Origin of the sequence: Micromonospora sp. NPDC005205, assembly GCF_040608275.1 — a bacterium.
Taxonomy (GTDB): Bacteria; Actinomycetota; Actinomycetes; order Mycobacteriales; family Micromonosporaceae; genus Micromonospora.
Map to the genome: position 1 here is coordinate 185481 of NZ_JBEXHV010000002.1, position 16937 is coordinate 202417.

15 protein-coding genes are annotated in these 16937 nt (G+C 72.2%); 3 read left to right on the forward strand and 12 right to left on the reverse strand.

The features are described 5' to 3' along the window. Nucleotides 1-62: 62 nt before the first annotated feature. The 3 genes from gatC to ligA form a co-directional block, all read right to left on the reverse strand. Nucleotides 63-368, reverse strand: coding sequence for an Asp-tRNA(Asn)/Glu-tRNA(Gln) amidotransferase subunit GatC (gene gatC, locus ABZU43_RS05515; RefSeq protein ID WP_354889995.1), 306 nt, complete (start codon nucleotides 366-368; stop codon nucleotides 63-65). A 145-nt stretch (nucleotides 369-513) separates the two neighbouring features. Beyond that, complete coding sequence (locus ABZU43_RS05520) at nucleotides 514-3174, reverse strand: bifunctional diguanylate cyclase/phosphodiesterase (RefSeq protein ID WP_355005345.1); 2661 nt, start codon at nucleotides 3172-3174, stop codon at nucleotides 514-516. Nucleotides 3175-3331: 157 nt separating this feature from the next. Beyond that, nucleotides 3332-5467 (reverse strand): NAD-dependent DNA ligase LigA, encoded by a 2136-nt coding sequence (ligA, locus tag ABZU43_RS05525; RefSeq protein ID WP_355005346.1) that lies wholly within the window; start codon nucleotides 5465-5467, stop codon nucleotides 3332-3334. A gap of 322 nt (nucleotides 5468-5789) precedes the next feature. On the opposite strand from ligA, the gene ABZU43_RS05530 reads away from it, so the two are divergent. Continuing rightward, nucleotides 5790-6326, forward strand: a complete 537-nt coding sequence (locus ABZU43_RS05530; protein WP_355005347.1) for a type II toxin-antitoxin system PemK/MazF family toxin — start codon at nucleotides 5790-5792, stop codon at nucleotides 6324-6326. Nucleotides 6327-6591: 265 nt separating this feature from the next. Here the strand turns inward: ABZU43_RS05530 and ABZU43_RS05535 are convergent, their stop codons facing one another. The 7 genes from ABZU43_RS05535 to ABZU43_RS05565 all read right to left on the reverse strand — a co-directional run bounded on the left by ABZU43_RS05535 (nucleotide 6592) and on the right by ABZU43_RS05565 (nucleotide 13346). Then, the gene (locus tag ABZU43_RS05535; protein ID WP_355005348.1) at nucleotides 6592-7602 is read right to left on the reverse strand and encodes an ADP-ribosylglycohydrolase family protein; all 1011 of its coding nucleotides are present in this window, start codon (nucleotides 7600-7602) and stop codon (nucleotides 6592-6594) included. Nucleotides 7603-7823: 221 nt separating this feature from the next. Further along, nucleotides 7824-8189, reverse strand: coding sequence for a VOC family protein (locus ABZU43_RS05540; RefSeq protein WP_355005349.1), 366 nt, complete (start codon nucleotides 8187-8189; stop codon nucleotides 7824-7826). 36 nt (nucleotides 8190-8225) lie between these two features. Further along, on the reverse strand, nucleotides 8226-9230 hold the full coding sequence (locus tag ABZU43_RS05545) for a methionine synthase (protein WP_355005350.1): 1005 nt from the start codon (nucleotides 9228-9230) through the stop codon (nucleotides 8226-8228). A 37-nt stretch (nucleotides 9231-9267) separates the two neighbouring features. Beyond that, a complete protein-coding gene (gene mnmA, locus ABZU43_RS05550) occupies nucleotides 9268-10341 on the reverse strand; it encodes a tRNA 2-thiouridine(34) synthase MnmA (RefSeq protein WP_355005351.1) in 1074 nt (357 codons plus the stop codon). Nucleotides 10342-10573: 232 nt separating this feature from the next. Next, nucleotides 10574-11749: a cysteine desulfurase family protein gene (locus ABZU43_RS05555; protein WP_355005352.1), complete on the reverse strand. Its 1176-nt coding sequence runs from the start codon at nucleotides 11747-11749 to the stop codon at nucleotides 10574-10576. Between the two features lie 104 nt (nucleotides 11750-11853). Continuing rightward, nucleotides 11854-12519 carry a class F sortase gene (locus tag ABZU43_RS05560; protein ID WP_355005353.1) on the reverse strand — a complete coding sequence of 222 codons (666 nt, stop codon included), beginning with the start codon at nucleotides 12517-12519 and terminating at the stop codon, nucleotides 11854-11856. Then, entirely contained in the window at nucleotides 12516-13346 is an 831-nt protein-coding gene (locus tag ABZU43_RS05565) for a DUF4397 domain-containing protein (RefSeq protein WP_355005354.1), read from the reverse strand. Before ABZU43_RS05565 ends, ABZU43_RS05560 begins: the two co-directional genes overlap by 4 nt. Before the next feature lie 230 nt (nucleotides 13347-13576). Here ABZU43_RS05565 and ABZU43_RS05570 point away from each other — a divergent pair, with 230 nt between their 5' ends. Together ABZU43_RS05570 and ABZU43_RS05575 are read left to right on the forward strand one after the other, a co-directional pair. Then, entirely contained in the window at nucleotides 13577-14179 is a 603-nt protein-coding gene (locus ABZU43_RS05570; protein WP_355005355.1) for a sigma-70 family RNA polymerase sigma factor, read from the forward strand. Next, nucleotides 14133-14942, forward strand: a complete 810-nt coding sequence (locus ABZU43_RS05575; protein WP_355005356.1) for an anti-sigma factor — start codon at nucleotides 14133-14135, stop codon at nucleotides 14940-14942. Before ABZU43_RS05570 ends, ABZU43_RS05575 begins: the two co-directional genes overlap by 47 nt. A 93-nt stretch (nucleotides 14943-15035) precedes the next feature. On the opposite strand, the gene ABZU43_RS05580 is transcribed toward ABZU43_RS05575, so the two are convergent. Both ABZU43_RS05580 and ABZU43_RS05585 read right to left on the reverse strand, forming a co-directional pair. Continuing rightward, a complete protein-coding gene (locus tag ABZU43_RS05580) occupies nucleotides 15036-15995 on the reverse strand; it encodes an electron transfer flavoprotein subunit alpha/FixB family protein (RefSeq protein ID WP_091393283.1) in 960 nt (319 codons plus the stop codon). A gap of 14 nt (nucleotides 15996-16009) precedes the next feature. Further along, nucleotides 16010-16789, reverse strand: a complete 780-nt coding sequence (locus ABZU43_RS05585) for an electron transfer flavoprotein subunit beta/FixA family protein (protein ID WP_355005357.1) — start codon at nucleotides 16787-16789, stop codon at nucleotides 16010-16012. Nucleotides 16790-16937: the final 148 nt, after the last annotated feature.

The following is a 16937-nucleotide window of genomic DNA, read 5'->3' on the forward strand; positions in this document are numbered from 1 at the left end:
TCGCTCCGCGACGCCATGAGGCACCACGGCGCTGGACTGCTGATTCGCTCGCTGCCGCTCGCTCATGAGGCCACATCCTCGGTCAGGATCCGCGGTACGCGGAACCGCTGGTCCTCGGCGTCGGGCGCGCCCGACAGCGCTTCCTCCGGGGTCAGGCACGGCGTGACGACGTCCTCGCGGAAGACGTTCGTCAGCGGCACCGAGTGCGAGGTCGGCGGGATGTCCGCGGCGGCGACCTCGCCGACCTGGGCGACCGCCTGGAGGATCACGTCGAGCTGGCCGGCGAACGTGTCCAGCTCCTCCTCGGTGACGGCGAGCCGCGACAGGCGCGCCAGGTGCGCGACCTCCTCGCGGGAGATGGCGGCCATCCGTGCCCCCTTCTGAATTCCTGCTGGTCGGGCGGTGTGCCGGCCGCGCGACAGGTGGAGCGTGACACGCGGTGACCGGAGCGAGTCTATTGTTCCGCTCCGGTGCCGCGTCCCCGACTCCCCCTCCAGCGGCACTCGCGCCGGGTCAACGGGTGGGGCGGCGAGCGGCATCCGGCTGCGGGTGCCCGCCGGTCGGCCGGACCGGCCGGTACCGGGTCAGCCAGGTGACCAACTCCTCGGCCGGCATCGGCCGGGCGTAGAACCAGCCCTGCGCGGCGTCGCAGCCGGCGGCGTGCAGCATCCGCCAGGTTCGTTCGTCCTCGACACCCTCGGCCACCACGCGCAGCCCCAGCGCGCCGGCCAGCTCGATCATCGACCGGACGATCGCCGCGTCGTCGGTGTCGTCGGCCATGCCGAGGACGAACGACCTGTCCACCTTCACCTCGGACAGCGGCAACCGGCGCAGGTGCTGGAGCGAGGAGTAGCCGGTGCCGAAGTCGTCGAGCGCGATGGCCACCCCGATCCGGTGCAGCCGGGAGATGGTGGCCAGCACCCGACGCGGGTCGGCCATCAACGCACCCTCAGTGATCTCGACCTGAAGCCGCTCGGCCGGCACCCCGTAGCGGGCCAGCCGGTCGGCGATCTGGTCGGCGATCTCGCCGGTGTGCAGGTCACGGACGCTCACGTTCAGCGCCGCACGCAGGCCGATGCCGGCCGCCGACCACTTGGCGAGCTGCTCCACCACGTCGTCGACGACACGACGGGTGAGCAGTCGCATCACGGCGCTCTGCTCGGCGACCCGGATCAGTTCCTCCGGGTCGACCATGCCCCGACGGGGGTGCCGCCACCGCAGCAGCGCCTCGACGCCGACCACCTCGCCGGTCGCGATGGCGATCTGCGGCTGGTAGTACATGGTGATTTCCCCGGCGTCGTCGGCCGGCTCCTCGTCCGCGTGTGCCCACCCGGTCGGTTCGAGCGGCTGCCCGGGCGTACCCGGCCCGACGTCCCGCCGCGCCCCGGTGCGACCCCTGCCCAGCGCGCTCCCGTTCGGGGACCGCCGGCCGATCCCGCCCCCGGCGCGCCGCTCCCGGGCCGAGCCGGAACGGGTGCCGGCGACAGTGGCACGGGCGTTGCGGCCCCGGATCGGGTCTGCTCCGGTGGCGATCCGGTTGATCAGCTCATCGGAGTGCACCAGGTCGGTGTCGATGTGCCGACGGCGGGCCCACCACCGGGCAGCTCCCGGCCGTGCTGTGGCGACCGCTGACGCCGGGTCCGCCGCTGGCGCGGACCGGTCCGACGCCGCGGTGGCCAGCGCCCCCTCGGCCGACGCGCCGGTGGGCAGCGCCGCCCCGTCACCGCCGCGCACCTCCGCCGACGCGACAAGGGGTACGTCGGCAGTCCGCTCGGCGTCGCTCGGCCCGCTGTGCCGGCCGTTGCTGTCCGGCTGCGTGTCCTCCTCCTGGGCTGCCGCTCCGACCTCTGCCGGCAACTCGGTCGACGGGCTGGCTTCCAGTACGCGCCGCAGGTCGGCGAGGAGGCCGAGTCGCTCGGCGGAGTTGTGGTCGGACTCCGGGGCGTACACGGAGACCGTGTCGTTGCGGTGCTTGGCGTCGTACATCGCCACGTCGGCGTGGCGCATCAGGGTGGCGAAGTCCTCACCGTGCTCGGGGAAGAGGGCGATTCCGATCGACCCGCCCACGTCCAACGGCAGCCCGTCGAGCGGCACCGGCTCGGCCAGCGCCTGGACCACCCGGTCGGCCAACTCCCGCGCCTGAGCGACGTCGGTCAGCCCGGTCATCACGATCGCGAACTCGTCACCGCCGAGCCGGGCGATCATCTGTGGTCGGGGCTGCATATCGGTCAGCCGGGCGCTCACCTCGACCAGCAGCCGGTCGCCCACGGCGTGGCCGAGGGCGTCGTTGACGTTCTTGAAGCGGTCCAGGTCGATCAGCAGGAGCGCGAGCTGCCCGTCGGGTTCGCCGCGGGCGGTCCGCTCGGCGTGCAGGTGCACCTGCTCGGCCACCTCGGCCAGCAGCGCCTTGCGGTTGGGCAGACCTGTCAGCGGGTCGGCGGCGGCGAGCTGCTGCTGTTCGTTGGTCAACCGCGCCATCCGGTAGACGGCGAAGAGCGGCACCAGCACCAGCGGGATCAGCGCGGCGCTGATCTGCGCCGCCGCGACCAGCACCGGGGCGAGCAGCAGCAGCGAGCCGGTGGAGAGCAACTCGAAGCCGAGGCCCTGGCGGAGGGTGGGCCACCACCGGTCCCCGAAACGCAGCCGCACCGCCCAGCTGACCAACCCGTAGTTGACGACGAACCAGGCCAACGCGGCGCCCCCGACGGCGGCCACGTCGGTCCAGTGCAAGCGCCCGCCGGAGAAGATGGTGCCCGAGCCGAGCTGGATCACCCCGTACGCGGCGGCGAGGGCACACGCGTACTGGCCGACGTTGAACGCCGTGCGCCACGCGGCGTGCCGCATCCGCCAACCCGAGACGACGACGCCCACCGCCTGCACCACCACCGCCGGGCCGAGACCCCAGCCGAGCAGGATCGCGAAGGTGAAGCAGGTGGACGGGAACACCGCCGACGTCTGCCGGCGCCCCGGTGGCACGAACGGACGCGCGTCGCAGACCACAGCGAGCGCGGCCATCGTCCAGAACGCCACCGGCAGGTCGGGCAACTCATCGGGGAGCGTCGCGAGTGGAACGGCGGCGGTCAGCGCGGCCACCGCCAGGATGCCGGCGACGAAGGCGGCGAACGGTGCGACCCGTCCCGCAGGAAGCGAGTTGCGTGGGTCGGCGACCTCCACCACACCTCCCGACCGACCATCGGCGTGCCGGTGCGCGCGCCGTGACCCAATGAAACGCCCTCGGCCCCCAGTTTCCCGGTATGACAGTCACGAATCGGTCGTAGTCGTAATTAAGTTGGTATACGCGGCCAGTCGCCGCGCCCAGCCACCGGCCGGGTCAGTCCCCCAGCTGAGCGACCTCGCGCGCGGCGTCCGGGCCCGCGTCCAGCAGGAGCCGGAACCCGTCCTCGTCGAGCACCGGCACCTTGAGACTGACGGCCTTGTCGGCCTTCGACCCGGGGTTGTCACCCACCACCACGAAGCTCGTCTTCTTGGAGACCGACCCGCTGACCTTGCCGCCCCGGCTCTGCACGGCCTCGGCGGCCTGGTCGCGCGAATAGCCGGCGAGGGTGCCGGTCACCACCACAGTCAACCCCTCCAGCGGGCGCGGCCCCTCGTCGACGGCCTCCTCCGCCATCCGTACGCCGGCCTCGGCCCACTTGCGGACGACCTCGCGGTGCCAGTCCACAGCGAACCATTCCCGGATGCTGGCGGCGATGGTCGGCCCGACGCCGTCGACGGAGGACAGCTCCTCCTCGGTGGCCGCGTCGATGGCGTCCATCGAGCGGAAGTGCCGGGCGAGCGCCTGGGCAGCGGTCGGGCCGACGTGCCGGATGGAGAGCGCCACCAGCACCCGCCACAGGTCCCGTTCCCGGGCGACAGCGAGATTGTCCAGCAACTTGGTGGCGTTGGTGCCCAGGCTGCCGTCCTTGTTGACGAAGAACGGCGACCGGGACAGCTGCTCGGCGTCGAGGTGGAAGAGGTCGCCCTCGTCGCTGATGATCTCCGCATCGAGCAGGGCGGCGGCGCCCTTGTAGCCGAGCACCTCGATGTCGAAGCCACCCCGACCGGCGAGGTGGAACACCCGCTCCCGCAACTGCGCCGGGCAGCTGCGGGTGTTGGGGCAACGGATGTCCACGTCGCCCTCCTTCGAGGGCGCGAGCGGGGTGCCGCAGGCCGGGCAGCTGGTCGGCATGACGAACGGCCGGGCGTCGGCGGGCCGCAGGTCCACCACCGGGCCGAGCACCTCGGGGATCACGTCGCCGGCCTTGCGCAGCACCACCGTGTCGCCGATCAGCACCCCCTTGCGCTCCACCTCGCGTGCGTTGTGCAGGGTCGCGAGCGCGACTGTGGAACCGGCCACGCGCACCGGCTCGAGCACGGCGAACGGGGTGACCCGCCCGGTGCGCCCCACGTTGACGTCGATGTCGAGCAGCTTGGTGGTGACCTCCTCCGGCGGGTACTTGAAGGCGATCGCCCAGCGGGGGGCACGACTGGTCGACCCGAGCCGGCCCTGGATGGAGACCGGATCGACCTTGACCACCACGCCGTCGATCTCGTGCTCGACGTCGTGCCGGTGCTCGGCGTAGTAGGCGATGAACTCCGCCACGCCGGCCAGATCCGGGACGACCCGCCACCGGTCGCTGGTCGGCAACCCCCACGACCTGAGTGCCGCGTACGACTCGGACTGCGCCGTGGGCTGGAACCCCCGGCGGGCGCCGATGCCGTGCACCACCAGGCGCAACGGCCGGGTGGCGGTGACCCGTGGATCCTTCTGTCGCAGGCTGCCGGCGGCGGCGTTGCGGGGGTTGGCGAAGGGCGCCCTGCCCTGCTCCACCAGACCCGCGTTGAGATCGGCGAACGCCGCGATCGGGAAGTAGATCTCGCCCCGGACCTCCACCAGCTCGGGGACGTCCGGGAATTCGGCGGACGCGACGAGCTGGCTGGGCACGTCCCGAATGCTGCGCACGTTTGCCGTGACGTCCTCACCGGTGCGCCCGTCGCCCCGGGTGGCGGCCCGGACCAGCCGGCCGTTCTCGTAGGTCAGGTTGATCGCCAGCCCGTCGACCTTCAGCTCGCACAGGTAGGGCACCGGACCGCCCGCGTCCCGTTCGACCCGCTCGGCCCAGGCTGCCAACTCCTCGTCGGCGAAGGCGTTGTCGAGCGAGAGCATCCGTTCGGCATGGGTGACCGGGGTGAAGTCGGTGGAGAACGTGCCACCCACCCGCTGGGTCGGCGAATCGGGCGTCCGCAGCGCCGGGAACTCCTCCTCCAGTGCCTCCAGCTCGCGCAACTGCCTGTCGAAATCGGCGTCGGGGATGGTCGGCGTGTCCAGCACGTAGTAGCGGTACTGGTGCTCGGTCAACTCCTGACTGAGCGCGGCGTGCCGTTCCCTGGCCTGCGGCGTCGGCTCAGCCCCGGCCGCCGCCTCCTGCGCCGGGCTGACCTGCTGACCGATCTGCTCCTCGGACACACCGCCACCTTCGGACACGCCTGCGACCTCCCTGATCACGCTACTCCGGCACCGTATCGGGCCGGTGGGACAATCCGTCGCCCACCCGCGCCCGAAGCGACCCCGCCCTCAGCCGCGTCCGGTGATCCCGTGACGCTCGGTAGCCGTCGGCCGGCCGTTCCACCTACCGACCCACCGAGTGGCGGCCGGCGTGGCGTCGTCGAGGTGTGCGTGCGGCGCGGCGGTGGGGCGGCCGCGGTGTGGTTGGCGGGCGGCACGGGCGGCGGCGTGCAAGGATCGCCGGACGGTGCGACCGGCGGGTCGCCGGGACGCGGAGGTACGGATGCGCGAGGCACTGCTCTGGGCGGTGGCGATCCTGCTGGCCGTGGCCGCCGGCTGGGCGTGGAACAGTTGGCGGCACCGGGTGGCCAACCGGCGTCCGGGCACCCGGCCGGATCGGGGCGACGCCGGTGGCCGTCGTTCCACCCCGCCGCGCCCCCGTGGCGCCGAACGGCCCTCCACCAAACCCCGCTCGCGCGACACCGACCGGCACGGCGACGCCCCGGCGGCCGGCGAGATCTGGTGGGCCGACGTGCCGTACGCCGATGGCACCGGGTCGAAGGTGCGCCCGTGCCTGGTGCTGCGTGCCGACTCCCGGGGCGCCGACGTCCTGAAGATCACCAGCCAGGACAAGAGCGACCGGGACGACCACGTGCGGATTCCCACCCGGGACTGGGACCCGGGCGCGGAGCACGACAGTTACCTCAGCCTCACCGAGCCGATCCGACTCAACTCGGCCGCCTTCGCCGACCACGCCGGCCGCTGCGACGCGGACCTGTGGCGGAAGGTCCGCAGCCTGCGCCACCTCCCCACCTCCTGACCACCCCCCGTGGCCGCCCGCCGACCACCCTCGACCGCCTTCATGCCCGCCCGTCATCCATGATCGACTCGGGTTCCTGAAAGTCGCGGTGTCCTGAGCTCCCGGATGCCCCGGTTTACAGGAACCCGAGTTGATCATGAGCCGCGTGCCCGGCCGCGCGGGTCGGGGCAGACCGCCCAGCGGGGCCGGTCGGGGCAGACCGCCCCAGCCGCGCCGGCCGGGGCAGACCGCGCCGGCCGGGGCAGACCGCGCCGGCCGGGGCGGGTCAGTCCCAGGTCGCGCCGAGTGTGGCGAGCTGGTCCGCGTACTCGATGCGGTTGACCCATTCGCGCGGCCAGGCGGTCATGCCGACGGCCGCGCCCACGAACGCGCCGGCCAGGGCGGCGATCGAGTCGGAGTCGCCGGCGGTGGTCGCGCCCCGTGCCAGTGCCGCGACCGGGTCGTCGGCGTGCCGTACGGCGCAGAGCAACGCGGTGGCCAGCGCCTCCTCGGCCACCCAGCCCTCCCCGGTGGCCCGGCACGGGTCACCACCGTCGTCCGGCTGCGCCAGTGTGTCTGCCAGTCGGCCCAGCACCGCCAGGCACTCGTCCCAGCCTCGCGCGATGAACTCCTCCGGCGAGCCGACCCCCGGGCGCTGCCAGAGGTCGCCCAGCCACCGCTCCCGGTAGATCCCACGTTGGGCGAGCGCCCGCTCGGTGAGCAGCGCGGGCACCTCAGGCAGGGTGGCGCCCGCGCGCAGCACGAAGACCGCGTACGCGGTCAGTTCGCTGGCGGCCAGCCCGGTCGGATGGCCGTGGGTCAGCCCGGCCTGCAACTGCGCCAACCCGGCGAGCGTGTCGAGGTCCACGTCGAGCAACCCGACCGGGGTGACCCGCATGTTGGCCCCGCAGCCCTTCGACCCGCTCACGGTGGCCTCCTGCCAGCGCACCCCACGGCTCAGCTCGGCGCAGGCGCGCAGGCAGGTCATGCCCGGGGCACGGTTGTTGTCCGGGCTGACCGCCCAGGCGAGGAAGCGTCGCCGCAGCAGTGGCTCGACCGCCTCCGGCGTGAACGACGGCGCCTCGTGCAGCGCCCAACCCACCGCCAGGGCCATCTGGGTGTCATCGGTGACCAGTGCGGGCTCGCCGACCAGCTCACGTGGACCGGTCGGGCCGTATCGGCGCTCGATCTCGGCGACGGTCAGGAACTCGGTCGGCTTGCCCAGCGCGTCACCGTAGGCGAGGCCGAAGAGCGAACCGGAGGCGCGAAGCGCAGAGGTGTGGATCACGGCGGCCATGATGCCCGGCCGCCGCAACCCACGCCGGTCCGGCCAGCTCTTCCGAAACCAGCGCCCTAAGGCCTGTTTCCTAAGAACTGGCCGGCCTGCGCCGGGCCCGGACGACGACCGGCGGCGTTGCGGTTTCGTCCGGATACAACACCGGTATCCGGACGAAACCGCGCCTTGCCGGATCGCCGCCCGGACACCGCCTCGGCTCGACCGCCCTCAGGAAACAGGCCTTAGTCCCAGCAGAGGCAGAACGGGTGGCCGGCCGGGTCGGCGTAGACGCGGAAGCCCTCACCCTCGCCTGGCAGCCGCCGTGCACCCAGCGCGAGCGCAGCCTTCTCGGCAGCCTCGATGTCGTCCACCGTCACATCGAGGTGGAACTGCTGTGGGCGCTCGGGATCCGGCCAGACCGGTGGGCGCAGGTTGAGCGCCCGTTGGAAGGCGAGGCGCGGCTGGTGACCGGGCGGGCCGCCCAGCACCACCCAGTCGTCATCGGAGTCGCCCTCGGCGAACGGTACGCCGAGCAACTCGGCGTAGAACGCCGCCAACGCCCGCGGATCCGGGCAGTCGATCACCACTGAACGCAGCTGTCCAATCATGACCGTCATCCTGCCCACCGGGTACGACAGGAAACCTCAGTCCTCGGCGAGGCGCCGCCCGGCGTCCCGGCACGCGGCGAGCACCGTCCGCGCGTACTCCGGGGTGGCGCCGGCGAGGCCGCAGGCCGGGGTGACCACCACCTGTTGGGCGAGTTGGCGACGAGGGAAGCCGAGGCGGTCCCAGACCTGGCGTACCCGCTCGGCGATCTGCGCGGAGGTCGGCGCGCCACCGGCCGACGGCGGCCGGGTCGGTGCGGCCCCGGCCAGCAACCCGAGGCCGGCGTCGATCGCCTCGCCCAGCGGGTCGAGCTTGGTGACCAGGTCCAGGTCGAGGGCGACCGCGACGGCGCCGGCGGAGCGGATCAGCTCCAGCGGCACGTCCGGGGCGCAGCAGTGCACCAGCGTCGGCACGCCGACCGCCTCGACGACAGTGCGCAGCAGGGCGGCGGCGTCCACCGAGTCGACCGCCCGGTACGCGCCCAACCCGCTCTCGGTCGGCACCCGCCCGGCCAGCACCGTCGGCAGTGACGGCTCGTCCAGTTGCAGCAGGACCGACGCCTGGGGCAGCCGGCGGACGACCGCCGCGACGTGCGCGCGCAGCCCTTCGGCAAGGGAGCCGGTCAGGTCGCGGACCGCGCCGGGATCGCGCAACAGTCGACCACCGATCGGCAACTCCAGCGAGGCAGCCAGCGTGAGCGGGCCGGCGGCCTGCACCTTTATCGGCCCGGCGTACCCCTCGGCCTGCTCGGCGAGCTGGTCCAGGTCGCGTTCCATCAGGTCGCGGGCCCGGCGCAGGTCGCGGCCTGGGCGTGGGGCGACCCGCCACCGCCCCGCGTACACCTCGACCGGCAGCTCGACGAGCAGTCCGGCGGACCGGCCGATGATGTCCGCTCCGGGGCCACGGGCCGGCAACTCGGGCAGGTGGGGCAGCTCGGGGAGCTCACCGAGGACCACCCGCTGAGCCTCGCCGATGTCGGTGCCGGGCAGCGAGCCGATTCCGGTTGCCGCGCCGGCCGGCCAGGGCCACGCCTGATCTGTCACGGGCGAAGGCTATCCCGCGAACACCCGGGCCGTGCGGTCAGCCGGTGATGGTCGCGGAGCCGAGGACCACGTCGCCGGCCGGATCCGGTCGGTACGCCACCAGAGCCTGACCGGCGGCGACGCCGCGTACCGGTCGGCGCAGCTCGGCGTGCAGCCGGTCACCATCGAGGGCGACGGTCGCCGGCACCACGTCGCCGTGCGCGCGCAACTGCACCTCGCACTCGACCGGGGCGTCCGGCCGGGCGCCGCCGGTCCAGACCGGACGTACGGCGTGCACGTCGGACACGTCCAGGGCCTCGGCCGGGCCCACAGTCACCGTGTTGGTCTTCGGCGTGATGGAGAGCACGTAGCGTGGCCGACCGTCCGGGGCGGGCCGGTCCAGGTGCAACCCGCGACGCTGCCCCACCGTGTACGCGTACGCGCCGCTGTGACTGCCGACGACAGCGCCGGTGGAGGCGTCCACCACGTCGCCGGGTGCCTCGCCGAGCCGGCCGGCCAGGAAGCCGCGGGTGTCCCCGTCGGCGATGAAGCAGATGTCGTGTGAGTCCGGCTTGTCGGCCACGGCCAGGCCACGCTCGGCGGCCTCGGCACGGACCTGCGCCTTCGTCAGGTCACCGAGCGGGAAGATCGACCGGTCGAGCTGCTCGCGGGTCAGCACGGCGAGCACGTACGACTGGTCCTTGGCCAGGTCGACACTGCGCCGCAGCAGCCCGTCCGCGCCGAGCCGGGCGTGGTGCCCGGTCACCACCGCGTCGAAACCCAGGGCCACCGCCCGGTCCAGCACCGCCGCAAACTTGATCTTCTCGTTGCAGCGCAGGCAGGGGTTCGGCGTACGACCGGCGGCGTACTCGGCGACGAAGTCGTCGACCACGTCCTCGTGGAAGCGGTCGGCCATGTCCCACACGTAGAACGGAATGCCGATCACGTCGGCCGCCCGCCGGGCGTCCCGGGAGTCCTCCAGGGTGCAGCAGCCGCGCGCGCCGGTCCGGTAGGTCTGTGGGTTGCGCGCGAGGGCCAGGTGTACGCCGGTCACCTCGTGCCCGGCCGCCACCGCCCGTGCCGCCGCCACGGCCGAGTCAACCCCACCCGACATCGCCGCCAGAACCCTCACTGACCCACTCCCCTTCCCCGTCCCCGCCCGTTCCCCCACAACAACCCTATCCACCAGCCCCGAACCCCCCGCCACCCCACAAACCCCAACGACCAATCCCAACCCCACGCCCACGCCCACGCGATCTTGCACTTTCTGCTGCGACATATGCCGCACAAGACGCGAACGGACGACCGAAAGTGCAAGATCGCGGAAATCAGGGGGTGGGGGCCCGGGGGCGTGGGGTGGGGGGTTAGCGGGGGGTGCGGAGGGCTGCTGCTCGGCGGGCTCGGTCTACTGCTGCCGGGAGGGCCGCGATGAGAGCGTCGACGTCGGTCTGGGTGCTGGTGTGGCCCAGTGTGAAGCGCAGCGAGGAGCGGGCGCGGTCGTCGTCGGCACCCATCGCCAGCAGCACGTGCGAGGGCTGTGCCACGCCGGCCGAGCAGGCGGAGCCGGTCGAGCAGGCGATTCCCTGCGCGTCGAGCAGGAGCAGCAGCGCGTCCCCCTCACAGCCGGGGAAGGAGAAGTGCGCGTTGCCGGGCAGCCGATCGGTCGGGTCACCGTTGTAGATCACCTCGGGCACCGCCTGGCGGACCCGCTCGATCAGGTCGTCGCGGAGCGCGGCCACCCGGGCGGCGTACTCCTGCTGACCCTTCACCGCCGTCTCCACGGCGACCGCGAAGGCGACGATGCCCGCAGTGTCCAGGGTGCCGGAGCGGATGTCGCGTTCCTGGCCGCCGCCGTGCAGCAGCGGCGTGGCCGGCACGTCCCGGGCGAGCAGCAAAGCGCCCACTCCCATCGGGCCGCCCAACTTGTGCCCGGTGACGGTCAGCGCGGCGACCCCGCTGGCGCCGAAGTCGACGGGCACCTGTCCAACCGCCTGGATGGCGTCGGTGTGGAAGGGCACACCGTGTTCGGCGGCGACGGCAGCCAGCTCGGCCACCGGCTGGACGGTGCCCACCTCGTTGTTCGCCCACATCGCGGTGACCACGGCCACCTGGTCGGCGTGCGCGGCCAACTCGGCGCGCAGGGTCTGCGGGTCGAGCCGACCGACGGCGTCCACCGGCAGCCAGCCGACCTCGGCGCCCTCGTGCTGGGCCAGCCAGTCGACAGCGTCCAGCACCGCGTGGTGCTCGACGGCGCTGGAGACCACCCGGCGGCGGTCGGGGCGGGCTGCTCGGCGGGCCCAGAAGACGCCCTTGACAGCGAGGTTGTCGCTCTCCGTGCCACCACCGGTGAAGATCACTTCAGAGGGCCGGGCGCCCAGCACAGCGGCCACCTGTTCGCGTGACTCTTCGACCCGGCGGCGGGCACGGCGGCCCGACGCGTGCAGGGAGGACGCGTTGCCGACCTCGCGGGCGGTAGCGACGTACGCCTCCAGTGCCTCATCGAGCATGGGAGTCGTCGCCGCGTGATCCAGGTAAGCCATCACCGTTCAGCGTACGGCCGACACCTGGGGGGCCGGATGCCGGAGGGGACCGCACGCAATGGGCCGGGGTGGAAACTCCACCCCGGCCCGATGCGCGGACCCGCTCAGGCGGGCACCGCGGTGACGACGATGTTGTCGCGGTACTTGCGCGCCTTGGCGTCGAACGGCCCACCACAGGTGATCAGGGTCAGCCGCGGCTTGCCGTCGCGGGCGAAGTAGCGCTCCAACGGAATCTTGGTCTTGTCGTACTCCTCCCGGGCCACGACCCGGTACTTGCGGGCCTCGCCATCACTGCCGGTCGCGGTCAGGGTGTCGCCCTGATCGAGCTCCCGCAGCCGGAAGAACGCGCCCTTGCCCTGCTGGGCGCTGTCCACGTGACCAGCGATGACGATCGAGCCGGCGTCCGCCTCCAGGCCGGGACCGTACCGGTACCAGCCGATCTTGTCGACGCTCGGCGGCACCTCGAAATCGTCGGTCCGCTTGTTGATGCCGACCGCGTTGATCGTGGCGGTGACATCGATCGCCGGGATCACCAGCCGCACCGGCGGGACGATCTCCGCCCCGGCCGGCAGTTCGCCGACGGTCACCGGGACAGACTGGCCATCGGCCGCGCTGGCCGACGGGGTCGGGGTGGCGGTCGCGAGGTTGGCCGCCTCGTCGCCGCCCACGTCCTCGGCCGGCTGCGAGCCGCACGCCACGAGCGCGGCGACGGTGAGCGCGGCAACGCCGGCGGCCAGGGCCGCCAGCGCGCCGCGATTGCGCACCGTCACTTGCGGCCGGTCCGCGCGGTCGCCATCCGCACCCCACCACCAAGCAGCAGGAGTACGCCGGCACCGGTGAGCACGTACCACCAGGTGTCCACGCCCGTGCCGGCCTGGCCGCCGTCACCGCTGGGCACGCCACCCGGGGCGGAGTGCAGGCCGGTGATGGTCTGGGCCACCACGTCGAGGGTCTTGCCCTCGGCGGAGCCGATCGCGTAGACGATCGTGGCGGTGCCCTCCTTGAGGTTGAGGTCCGCCGGGCCGATGGCCACGGTGTCGGTGCCGGCGAGCACCACGTCCGCCTTCACCTCGCCCGCGTCGACGTCACCCTTGGCCTCGTTCGGGTTGGTGAGGTCCTCGAAGACCGGCTTGCCACCGGCGCGGACGTCGACCGCCGGAGCGGCGGCGGTGTGCCGGACGATCAGCCGCGCCTTGCCGGCGTCGACCTTCGAGACGTCGTTCACGAACGGGGTGATCTTCGGCTGGCCGGCGGCGTCGAGGTGGGCCGCGATGCTGATGTTCGCACCGCCCGGCACCGCGGCGTTGTCGGCCTTGAGGATCGCGCTGCCGATCGGCTCGCCCGGCTTGGTGAGCGCGATGTCGTATTCGCCCTCCTCCAGGTTCAGCGGGCCGGCGACGTCACCGGGCTTGAAGTTGTCCAGCGTCTTCTTGCCGTTGACGTAGACGTCGACCGGGGTGTCCGGAATGCCGTGCACGACGGAGACCTCCGACGTGGCGGCGTACGCCGGGCCGGCGGTGAGCCCACCGACGCCGGCGAAGGTCAGCGCGGCTACCGCGCCGCCCGCGGCGACCCGACGGAAGTACGAGAGCTGCATGTCTGCCTCCTGGTGATAACTGCTAATTCGTCAGGCCTGGCTTGCAGAACGGGTTACGCCGGCTGCCGGACGGGCGGATGCGCCCCGGAGGCACTTTTCTTTTCCGGCGCCGACCGCATCCGCAACGGGGTCGGGAGACGAAGAGCAGGTGAGATGACATCGACCGGGGAAGTGGGGCGGAGACTGTGGCAGCTACAGTCGGGTATGCCCCATCGAAGGCGAGCCGCCCGATGACGGCGCTACGACAGGAACCGGACCCTCCGGTGGACGACCTCGATCGCAGGTTCCGTGACGGTGACGACGTGGCGCTGCGCGAGGCGTACGACCGCTACGGTCGTGCCGTGCTCCATCTGGCCACGTCCATGCTGGCGAACCGCAGCGACGCCGAGGACGCCACCCAGGCGACGTTCGTCGCCGCCTGGTTGGGCCGCGACACGTTCGACCCGTCCAAGGGGTCGCTGATCGGTTGGTTGCTCGGCATCGGCCGGCGGAAGGTGATCGACCGGATGCGCGCCTCGGCCCGGGAGACCCGGGTGGTGGAGACGGTCCGACAACTGCCCGAGCCGGCGCAGACCGAGCCGGATCCGGACCGCGTGGTGGACCGGTTGGTGATCGCGGACGAGTTGGCTCGCCTCCCGGACGACCAGCGCCGGATGCTGGAGCTGGCCTTCTACGACGACCTGACACACCAACAGATAGCCGCGGTGACCGGCGTGCCGTTGGGCACCGTGAAGAGTCACATCCGTCGCGGAATGGCGAGCTTGAAGCGCAGATGGGAGGTGGACGGTGCAGCACCTGGACCACGACCGGCTGGTATTTCTGGCACTCGGTGAGAGCGAGGCGGACAACGGGGAGAGCACCCACCTCGCCACCTGCGCGCTCTGCCGCGCGGAGGTCGCGAGCCTTCAGCAGGTGGCGGGGCTCGGCGCCGAGACGCAGGGCCTGGCCGACCTGCCCGACCCACCGGAGCACGTCTGGCAGGGCATCGAGGCCCAGGTCAGGGCCGCAGAGGCCGGGCCGTTGCTGACCGAGACCCGCCGACACCGGGTGCCCGGGCAGGCCGACATCACGACGGCCGGGCAGGCCGACACCACGACGGCCGGGTCGACGGTGACCCGGCTGGACCCGGCGCGGCGATCCCGCCGGAGCCGCGGCTGGTCCGGTTGGGTGGCCACAGCGGTGACCGCGGCCGCCGCCGCGGCGGTCGCCGTCGTGGGCACCGTCTCGGTGCTCCGACCGGACGATCAGACGCCCACCCCGACGCCGGTGGTGGTGGCGAGCGCTCCGCTGGCCGCGTACGGCGCGACCCCGCCGACGGCCAAGGGTGACGCCCGGGTTTTCCAGGACGGCCAACTACATCTGCATGTGGCGAATCTCCCGAGCGTCCCGGGGTACTACGAGGTCTGGCTCATCAATCCGACGACCATGGAGATGTTCTCGGTCGGCACCCTGGGTGGCGGCTCGGACGCCCTGCTACCCCTGCCTCCGAATGTCGACCTCAAGAGCTACTCGGTGGTCGACGTCTCCGCCGAGCAGTACGACAACAACACCCGTCACTCCGGTGACAGTCTGCTGAGGGGCTCCCTGACGGGCTGATCGGCGGGCCGGCTCAGCTCCCCGGCTCGCCGATCAGCTCCCACACGGCAGTGGCCGCCCGTGCGAACGGGCGGCCACTGACGTACCGCTGGCTTACTTGCGCTTGCGGATCTCCTCGGCGGCCTGCGGGACGATCTTGAACAGATCGCCCACCACCCCGAAGTCGGCCAGTTCGAAGATCGGCGCCTCGCCGTCCTTGTTGACCGCGACGATGGTCTTCGAGGTCTGCATGCCGGCCCGGTGCTGGATCGCACCGGAGATGCCGAGGGCGACGTAGAGCTGCGGGGAGACCGTCTTACCGGTCTGGCCCACCTGGAACTGGTGCGGGTAGAAGCCGGAGTCGACGGCCGCGCGGGACGCGCCGACGGCCCCGCCGAGCAGGTCGGCGAGCTCCTCGACCAGCTTGAAGTTGTCGGCGTTGCCGACGCCCCGACCACCGGAGACGACCACGCCGGCCTCGGTCAACTCGGGGCGGGAGCCCTTCTGCTCGGCGACCCGCTCGACGACGGTGGCCAGCTTGTCGGTGTCGGTGACCGACACGCTGAGCTGCTCGATCGCCGGGGTCGCCGCCGCCGGGGCGGGGGTGACCGAGTTGGGCCGGACGGTGACCAACGGCAGGCCCTTGGTGACCTTGGACTTGACGATGGTGGAGCCGGCGAAGGCGACCTGGGTCGCGGTGCCGTCGGCGTCCAGGCCGACCACGTCGGTCAGGATGCCGTTGTCGAGCTTGACGGCGAGCCGGGCGGCGATCTCCTTGCCCTCCTGGGCGGACGCCAGCAGCACGGCGGCCGGCTGCACCCGCTTGACCAACTCGGCCAGCACCGTCGCCTTGGGGGCCACCAGGTAGCCGTCGATCTCGTCACCCTCGGCGGCGTAGATCTTCTCCGCGCCGTACTCGCCCAGCTTGCCGCTCAGCGCCTCGGCGGCGCCGGCGCCGCCGAGCACCACAGCGCTCGGGGTGCCCAGCTCACGCGCGAGGGTGAGCATTTCCAGGGTGACCTTCTTGACGCCGAATTCCTTTGTGGCTTCGACGACGACGAGAACCTCGGACATGTCAGACCCCCCTCTCACACGAACTTTTCGGTGGCGAGGAACTCGACCAGCTTGACGCCGCCCTCGCCCTCGTCAGTGATCTTGGCGCCGCCGGAGCGCGGGGGGCGCTTGGTGTGTTCGACGACGGCGCTGGTGGCGCCGTCAAAGCCCACCTCGTCGGCCGCGACTCCGAGGTCGGCCAGCGAGAGCGTCTGCACCGGCTTCTTCTTGGCGGCCATGATGCCCTTGAAGGAGGGGTAGCGCGGCTCGTTGATGGTGTCCCAGACGGAGACCACGGCCGGGGTGGCGGCGGTGACCACCTCGTAGCCCTCCTCGGTCTGCCGCTCGACGGTCAGCGTCGCGCCGTCGACGGTGAGCTTGCGGGCACCGGTGAGCGCCGCGACGCCCAGCCGCTCGGCGATCATGTGCGGCAAGACCTGGACCCGGCCGTCGGTGGACTCTGCACCGCAGATGACCAGGTCGGCGTTGAGCTGACCGAGCGCGGCGGCGAGCACCTTCGAGGTGGCGACGGCGCACGAGCCGTGCAGGGCGTCGTCCAGCACGTGCACGGCCTTGTCCGGGCCCATGGAGAGCGCCTTGCGGATCGACTCGGTCGCCCGGTCCGGACCCATGGTCAGGATGGTGACCTCGCCGCCGTGCGCCTCCTTGATCTTCAGCGCCTCCTCGATGGCGTACTCGTCCATCTCGTTGATCACGTTGTTCGCCGAACCGCGGTCGACGGTGTTGTCGTCATTGCGCAGGTTGCGGTCCGCGCCCGAATCAGGCACCTGCTTGACGAGTACGACGATGTTCATCGCGCTTCGACGACCCTCCTGTGTGGTGTTGCGATTCGCTCGCCCGGTATGGGGCGCAGCGTCGCGCGTCGGTCGACGCCAGGTCAACCGCGGGCGGTTGTGCAGTTGCCCACGGCGCAATGTTACCTGCCAGTAGGTTGCACTCCCG